At 43.1% G+C, this 6980-nt stretch carries 5 protein-coding genes; 3 read left to right on the forward strand and 2 right to left on the reverse strand.

Features of this window, described 5'->3' with window-relative positions; translation table 11 throughout:
* Nucleotides 1-202: 202 nt before the first annotated feature.
* Together AACQ17_RS04150 and AACQ17_RS04155 are read left to right on the forward strand one after the other, a co-directional pair.
* Nucleotides 203-871 (forward strand): Bax inhibitor-1 family protein, encoded by a 669-nt coding sequence (locus AACQ17_RS04150; RefSeq protein ID WP_010318447.1) that lies wholly within the window; start codon nucleotides 203-205, stop codon nucleotides 869-871.
* Nucleotides 872-997: 126 nt separating this feature from the next.
* Nucleotides 998-1327, forward strand: a complete 330-nt coding sequence (locus AACQ17_RS04155; RefSeq protein ID WP_047689503.1) for a TusE/DsrC/DsvC family sulfur relay protein — start codon at nucleotides 998-1000, stop codon at nucleotides 1325-1327.
* Nucleotides 1328-1382: 55 nt separating this feature from the next.
* Here the strand turns inward: AACQ17_RS04155 and yccX are convergent, their stop codons facing one another.
* Entirely contained in the window at nucleotides 1383-1661 is a 279-nt protein-coding gene (yccX, locus tag AACQ17_RS04160) for an acylphosphatase (protein WP_094164415.1), read from the reverse strand.
* Nucleotides 1662-1882: 221 nt separating this feature from the next.
* Between yccX and AACQ17_RS04165 the strand changes: the two genes are divergently transcribed.
* Nucleotides 1883-3076, forward strand: coding sequence for a class I SAM-dependent methyltransferase (locus tag AACQ17_RS04165; RefSeq protein WP_094147265.1), 1194 nt, complete (start codon nucleotides 1883-1885; stop codon nucleotides 3074-3076).
* Nucleotides 3077-3137: 61 nt separating this feature from the next.
* Here the strand turns inward: AACQ17_RS04165 and AACQ17_RS04170 are convergent.
* Nucleotides 3138-6980 (reverse strand): VCBS domain-containing protein (locus tag AACQ17_RS04170; protein WP_094167555.1); only part of this gene is annotated, 3843 nt, incomplete at its 5' end.

The raw sequence follows: 6980 nt of genomic DNA on the forward strand, positions 1-6980 counted from the left end.
GATTAACGACCAACAAAGAGAGAGGTGAACATCACCTCTCTTTTTGTTTATGAGCATAGACACATGGTGTTACACATTCTTTAACATCTAAGTGACTATTTTTATTAAAATTTGTACAAGACAAATACGACACAGGGCTTGATTTTTAGCTCATTCAGCCCCATAAATGTACATACAAACATAAACCCTTACGAGGAAGATTATGAACAGCCCAATGTTTACTCGCTCAGCTAGCTTAGAGAGCACACTACAAACCAATAAAGTGTTGAAGAATACTTACTTCTTGCTTTCAATGACTCTTATCACTAGTGCTATTGCTGCGATGGCAACAATGGCAATGCAAATTTCACCATTCATGGCACTCGCTATGCAGTTGGGAGCAATTGGTATCCTGTTCTTCGTGATGCCTAAAGCCATTAATTCCTCTTCTGGTATAGTGTGGACATTTGTGTTCACCACATTAATGGGTGGTGCTCTGGGTCCTATGCTTAATCACTATGCTGCAATCCCGAATGGCTCTAGCATTATTGCTCAGGCACTCGGCCTTACTGGCCTTGTTTTTATGGGCTTATCAGCTTATACCATTACGACTAAAAAAGACTTTTCGTTCATGAGAAGTTTTTTAATGGCAGGCCTAATTATTGTCATCGTTGCAGCAATTATTAATATTTTTGTTGGTTCTACCGTTGGCCAACTTGCGATCAGCAGCATCGCGGCGCTCGTGTTTTCTGGTTTTATCCTATTTGACACAAGCCGTATCGTACGAGGTGAAGAGACAAACTACATTAGTGCTACCATCTCAATGTATCTAAATATTCTGAACTTGTTCACAAGCTTATTGGCTATTTTAGGCATTATGAACGACGACTAATTTACGTCGACATTTTGTCCAAACGAGCCCGCAAGCCACAGCTTGCGGGCTTTTTGCTTTCTAAACAGTTGAGATCACACATTCACTACGCTACCCTAAACGCGGATTTTTAATCGAGTAATAAAGATGTTTGAATACAATGGCAAAACCGTCGAAACTGATGCTCAGGGTTACCTCCTAGACCATACCCAATGGGAAGAAGGAATGATCCAGACACTGGCCAGTCAGGAAGATATCGAGTTAACAGACGCTCATCTAGAAGTCATTTGGTTCGTGCGCCACTTTTATGAAGAGTTTAATACTTCACCCGCAGTGCGTATGTTAGTCAAAGCGATGGAAAAAGCGCATGGTCCGGAAAAAGGCAATAGTAAATATCTGTTCAAACTCTTTAAAAAAGGCCCTGCCAAACAAGCAACTAAACTTGCTGGGTTACCAAAACCTGCCAAATGCTTGTAGTGCGAAACTAAGCTCCAAGCAACTTAACCATACAAAGCACAAAGCGGTGCTACTTTTAAAGTATTTCGAATCCGCTATATTTTTCAGTATAAGAAAGAAGTGATTCACGCGACACCGACATTACTTTCGCCGTTTTGGGGCCTTGTTGAAGCCACTGATAAAACTGCTCCAAATTTTCACTATTCCCAATGGCGATGACTTCAACCTCGCCGTTATGTAAATTTTTGGCATAGCCTGTTAAGCCTAGCGTTAGTCCTTGATGAGCGGTGTGATAACGAAAACCAACCCCTTGGACCCTGCCTGTCACGATAAACTTGTCGCACTGTTGAGCCATTTGGATCCCTCTATCTATGTTTAAATACTCAATCATTTATCTACTAAAATGCGTCGTTCACTATAATGAAAGAAATGACAATGGGTTAATTTGATGTACATCCCATAGACACTCTCTCCAAACAATTTCCTTTATTTACGTATGACGCTCGCTCTTTGTTTGCTTTCCATTACCTTTTCTATGAAAATACGCCCCCATTTTGAATATTCATCGAGTAATGTATGACAGCTGCAATCTATCTAGTCAAAGGCCGTGAAAAATCTTTGCGCCGTAAACATCCATGGGTTTTTTCCCGAGGGATCAGTAAGGTAGAAGGTGAGCCTAGCCTTGGAGAGACCGTCGACGTTTATACTCATGATAATCAGTGGTTAGCAAAAGCAGCCTATTCCCCTACTTCTCAAATTCGAGCTCGCGTTTGGAGCTTTGAGAAGCAGGAGATCAATGTCGATTTTTTTGTGAAACGGCTCGAAGATGCACTGTTAGTTCGCCAGGAGATTATTGAACGAGATGGTATTACAGGCTTTAGGCTGATTGCAGCAGAATCAGATGGGTTGCCCGGTATTACTATCGATAAGTATCAAGATTATCTAGTATGCCAACTGCTTAGCGCAGGGGCTGAATACCATAAAACGAATATTGTTACAGCGCTGACAATCGTTTTCCCAGAGTGCCATGTTTACGAACGTTCAGATGTTGCCGTTCGTAAAAAAGAAGGTTTGGAAGAGCGCATGGGCGTGCTGCATGGCGATGAGCCGCCAAAATCAGTCATTATCGAAGAAAATGGCGTAAAAATTAGCGTCGATATTGTTGGTGGACACAAAACAGGCTTTTACCTAGACCAACGTGACAGCCGCCAGAAATCAATAAAATATGTGAAGGATAAAGATGTCCTTAACTGTTTTTGTTATACCGGAGGCTTCGGTTTGTATGCTCTTAAAGGCGGTGCCAAACGTGTAATTAATGCCGACGTCTCACAACCTGCATTAGATACCGCCAAATACAATGCAGAGATCAATCAATTCGATATCTCCAAAAAACGCGCTGTATTTTTAAATGCCGATGTTTTCAAATTATTGCGAGAATACCGTGATCAAGGAACGCTGTTTGATGTGGTGATTATGGATCCACCTAAGTTCGTATCGAGTAAAAATAACCTGATCTCCGGTGCAAACGGTTATAAAGACATCAATATGTTGGCAATGCAAATTTTAAAACCGGGTGGCACTTTACTCACCTATTCATGCTCTGGCCTTATGGGCACCGATCTCTTCCAAAAAATCATTGCAGATGCGGCGCTCGATGCAGGTCGTAGCGTTAAATTTGTTGAAAGGTTCGAGCAAGCCGCTGACCACTTAACAGATTCAGCCTACCCTGAAGGGTTTTATCTAAAAGGGTTCGCCTGTAAGGTGTTGTAAGCCGTATTTTATAGGCAGCAAGAAAAACCGGAGCTCTAATAAAGCTCCGGTTGTCGTTATTTTAGTCCTTTAAATGGTTTAGATTATCCATCAAGCTACTGGTGATATCCGCAGCTGACGCACCATCAAAGTCCACGGTCAATGTTTGACCCGACTTGACAATCGTTAGGTGCGATTCATGTTCATTTCCTGTAACACGGATAGATACATCGTCCGCAACACCTTGATGATCTACACCACCCAGTCCATCAAGCAATGCTGTGATCTCATCTTTGGTCATGTCTTCAAACAAATCGGAAAAATCTAACGAATCCCCTTCCGAACGATGGAAGTCAGTAACGCGGTCAGTCGCGGTTTCCATCTCAACCCATTTGAATATGTCTGCACCACTATCACCCGTTAAGATATCACTACCAAGGCCGCCAATAAGGGTGTCGTTACCTTCACCACCTCTCAAACCATCGTTGTGAGAACCACCATCAATATAATCATCACCAGTATGACCAAAAAGGATATCAGAGCCAGATTGACCAAATATTCGATCATTGCCACTACCGCTATTAACAACGTCAGCATTACGGCTTGATACATCGTTCGATAATAACAAACCATCATTATCTAACATTGAATCAGTGCCAGAAAGATTACCTGTCATTACGTGATGATTGGCAATCTCAGACGCAGAAAGTTCCAAATCATCATCACTACTGTAACCATGAGATCCCGTCATTCCTGCATAAATGACGTCATTTCCAGAGCCCGTCTCAATATGATCGTTCCCCGATCCACCACTAACAGTTTGGTTTTGAGAGCCATTATTATAACCTTGCCCTACGTGAATATGGTTTTCATTGCCATGAACATCACGTACTGTACCTAACAAATTACCCCCGAAAGCAACATCGAATCTATCTGGGTGCTGTGAGTTTTCACCATTTCTAATAACTATCATGTCATTTAAATCATTGCCTTCAACCGTCAATGGTAAACCTACGGGTACACCATTTTTATCTACAGCGTTGACCGAAATCGTTAAAGTACTATTGGCAGCATCACCATCATTATCTCTCACGGTATAACTAAAAACTTCCTGTGCGTTGAGGGGGATCTTAGAGGCATCCTCAGTCACTTGATAAGTATAGCTACCATCAGCCATCAGAATCAGCTCGCCATACAAACCAATAACCTTAGTGCCAACACCGGTATTAATACTGCTTGATGTTTCTCCATTCACACACCCTATGACCGTCAATGATCCATCGGCACCGTGCAAATCGTTATGCATTACATTACCTAAAGCACTTGGCAAATGGTAACCACTTCCTTCAACAATCTTTGCCACCAAGTCAAACTGGTTGGATGCATTTTCGTCTGTCTTTATCGAGTTGATAACATTACCGTTTTTATCAACAAAACCTAAGACTTCAACTGTATACATCTTACCTTCAAATTCAAAAGTCACAGATTGACTTTCAATAGTAATGATATCCCTTGGATCAGACTGATTATTTGGTGTTTCGTTATGGGCAAAATTCACCGTAATCGTCACAGGCGTTACTCGACCATAAGCATCGGTTACTGAAAACGTTACATCTAGTGTTGCCCCCGTAATCGAGTCATAGATAGGGTAATTATAGTGAGTAAAGGTTCCTAGTTGGACTAGCTCATTGAGAGCTATATTTCCAGCCAGTCCACTATCGTTATCAATAAAACCATACCCTGATTGCCCATACCCTGCACTCGTTCCCCAGCGTACTTGGTCTAAATCAGGGTCAGCATCGCGCGAATCATAAATTGTAATATTTGAACCACCTGCGATATTGCTCCACTTAGCCGAAACACCGTTAAAATTAAATGAATCGGCTAATACATTGATTGAAGCAACATCCGCATTAGCGATAGGAGCATCATCTTCGATAACAATGGTGATTGTACTTGTGCTCGAAATACCACTTGAATTTTGTGCTTCAATGGGAATATCAATCACAAGGTCATCTTCTCCACCATTATTCGTGTGGTCGAATACAGCATGCAACTGACTAGTCACCTTGCCTTGGTTATCTACGGTAATTTCGACCACTTTATTGTCAGCAACCGTTCCAATCAGTCTCTGTTTATCCGAAGATAAGTTCCAGGTAATAGCTACACCATTAGAAGTGTAAGTACCAACCGGGATCCCCATAGAAAGCTCAGAGGTGTTCGCAATATTAAGCTGCCCTTCCGCTGAGGTCTGGTTAGTCGTGTCTTGTGAACCAGTGATAGATGCGTCATCCGCAATCCCGCCTTGTAATCCTTCTTCAGAAACATTGAGCGTCAATTCACCAATAACTGGTGGAGACACAGGCTTGACCGCAAAACCAAGCACAGCACTGTCACCATCGGCATCAGTAACTTTCACTTGGAAATCAATGTCTCCATCACCTAACGGCGATTGTATATTTTGATACTGGTAAAACTCCCATTTTCCCGTTGTCGGTGTAAACTCGAGTTTGAAGACTAAATGCCCTTCTGCATCTTTACCAGTAAGAGTATTTGCCCCTACTAATTCAACAGTAATGTCAGAGCCAGTAACCGTTTTGAGTGTCGCAGACTCATTTAGGCCAACTAATTGCAGTGCCCCTCGACCATCGGCCCCCCATTGCGGTTCAACGACACCAGAACCATAAGCAATTGGCTGCGGCGCATCCGCACCAAGAAACTCGATATTTTTAACGGTAAAGTCACTATTATCTTTATGATTAAACGAGTTACCATTGTCAGTAGCTTTGATAACCATCGTATCAAAACCACCCTGTTGCACAGAAAAGTCTTTAGCGTAATCTCCACGGTTTTCATCAGAGGTAAAACTTTGAGTTGCAATCAACTTCCCATCTCGCCAAAACTCAACAATCCCGCTTTCGCCCTCACCGCCAAACATTTTGCTGAACTCAATTTTCGCACCATAAGCTACCGTGTTAGGATCGAGTTTAATAACCAACTCTTCGGATGCAGAACTGCCATCTGAAAACTTACGAAAATCAACTTCATTAGCAAGGTTATGGTACGGAGAATCCTTACTACTAACGCCGATACCTTCGCTGTCACCATTAATATTTGCACTAACTAACGTGGATGATAAAGCTGAAGAGAATCCATTTGCAGTAATAGTAAATTGACCACCGTCAATCGTGGTCCTATTACCACGGTAACTCGTTAGATCAAACTGGCCAGTTAACACATCAGGGATGTCAGTTGCTGTGGCAGCAACTGGATCCATCACATGGTCGCTAGGTGCATCGTCTTCAATGATGATAGATAGTTTGCTTTCCGTTGTGGCTTGCCCATCTGAAACAAATACGCCGAGATCTAAACTCAGTGTATCTTCTTGGGAGCCATCTGGATGGTCGATAGGGTTGAGTAAAGTGACCGTATAGTTCCACTCGCCCTTGCCACTTGCATTAGGAGCAGTAAGTTCGATTTCAATAACGGATTTAGAATCACTCCCAGATGTAGAACCTATCAGCTTGTGATTTTGAGCATCCCATTCCCAAACGACTTCCATACCTCCCGACGTGATGCCCTCCGGGCCCGAAAGAGTGATCCCTACGGAGTCACTATCTACATCATCAATTGTGATGGTGCCAGATGCCTTAATTGCGTCGCTTGCATCTGAGGATCCAATATCATCTTGAAGTCCACCAGATAAGCCTTCCTCGGAGAGAGGAGCAATGCTTGAGATTGCGATGATCGCCGCGTCGTTGGTGCCCGTGATGGTTACGGTCACGGTGTGCTCGGTGCCGTCCACGCTCTGCACGGTGAAGGTCTCAACCTTGGTTTGACCCGCGCCCAGGTACTCCACTTTGCTGTTGTCGACGTTGTACGTCCACACGCCACCTTCGGTGATGCTCAGACTGCCCAGCGGCGC

This window comes from Vibrio sp. V10_P2A27P122, assembly GCF_963874335.1.
GTDB classification, from domain to species: Bacteria; Pseudomonadota; Gammaproteobacteria; order Enterobacterales; family Vibrionaceae; genus Vibrio; species Vibrio anguillarum.

What these genes read in the sequence shown, in the direction of transcription:
- AACQ17_RS04150 (WP_010318447.1), top strand. Translation starts at nt 203, where the DNA reads ATGAACAGCCCAATGTTTACTCGCTCAGCTAGCTTAGAGAGCACACTA.
- AACQ17_RS04155 (WP_047689503.1), top strand. Translation starts at nt 998, where the DNA reads ATGTTTGAATACAATGGCAAAACCGTCGAAACTGATGCTCAGGGTTAC.
- yccX (WP_094164415.1), bottom strand. Translation starts at nt 1,661, where the DNA reads ATGGCTCAACAGTGCGACAAGTTTATCGTGACAGGCAGGGTCCAAGGG.
- AACQ17_RS04165 (WP_094147265.1), top strand. Translation starts at nt 1,883, where the DNA reads ATGACAGCTGCAATCTATCTAGTCAAAGGCCGTGAAAAATCTTTGCGC.